A 1131-nucleotide genomic window follows, 5' to 3' on the forward strand; every position below is an offset into this window, starting at 1 on the left:
CCGTCGAGGCCCACGGCACCGGCACCACCCTCGGCGACCCCATCGAGGCCCAGGCCCTGCTCGCCACCTACGGCCAAGAGCGCCCCGAGGACGGGCGGCCGCTGTGGCTGGGCTCGATCAAGTCCAACATCGGCCACACCCAGGCCGCTGCCGGTGTCGCCGGCATCATCAAGATGGTCATGGCCATGCGCCACGGCGTCCTGCCGCCCACCCTCCACGCCGACGAACCGTCGTCGAAGGTGGACTGGTCCGCGGGCGCGGTGGCACTGCTGACCGAGGCACGCGAGTGGCCCGAGACCGGTGACCGCCCGCGTCGGGCGGGCGTGTCCTCCTTCGGCATCAGCGGGACCAACGCACACGTCGTCCTGGAGTCGCCCGAACAGCAGCCGGAGCCCGCCGGGGAGCCGGAAACCGCGCTCCCCGCGGTGCCGTGGGTGCTGTCCGCCAAGTCCCCCGAGGCACTGGCCGGCCAGTCCCGACGACTGCTCGACCGGGTGCGGGCCGACGAGGGCATCTCCGTCGTCGACATCGGCTGCTCCCTCGCCCTGACGCGCTCCCGGTTCGAGCACGGAGCCGTCCTGGTCGCGACCACCCGTGAGGAATTCCTGACGGGCCTGGAGGCACTGGCCTCCGACCCGGCCGGCGCGAGCGGGCGAGCCATCGTGCTCTCGGAAGAGCTGCCCGAGGACTCCGAGGTACTTGCTCTCGCGGAGGCCCATGCGGCCGGTGAGAGCGTCGACTGGAAGACCTTCTTCGCCGACACGGGCGCGCGCCCGGTCGACCTGCCCACCTATGCCTTCCAGCGCGAGCGTTTCTGGCTGGCCTCCTCCCTGAACGGGGGCAGTCGCACGGATCTGTCGTCGGCCGGCCTGCTCCTCGAGGACCACCCCCTGGCTGTCGGCTCGGTGGCTGTCGCCGGTGAGGACGTCTCGTTGTTCACGGGGCGGTTGTCGTTGGAGTCATATCCGTGGCTGGCGGATCACACGGTGTTCGGGACGGTGCTGCTGCCGGGGACCGCGTTCGTGGAGCTCGCGCTGCACGCGGGTGAGCGGGTGGGCTGCCCGGTCCTGGAGGACCTGACGCTGGAGACCCCGCTGGTCCTGCCCGAGCGTGGCGGGGTGAGTCTGCAGG

At 71.9% G+C, this 1131-nt stretch carries 1 protein-coding gene; it reads left to right on the forward strand.

Going from position 1 to position 1131, the window contains the following annotated elements:
• Nucleotides 1-1131 (forward strand): polyketide synthase dehydratase domain-containing protein (locus tag A2U95_RS26455; RefSeq protein ID WP_206283070.1); only part of this gene is annotated, 1131 nt, incomplete at both ends.

The organism is Streptomyces chilikensis (assembly GCF_001642695.1).
GTDB lineage: Bacteria > Actinomycetota > Actinomycetes > Streptomycetales > Streptomycetaceae > Streptomyces > Streptomyces chilikensis.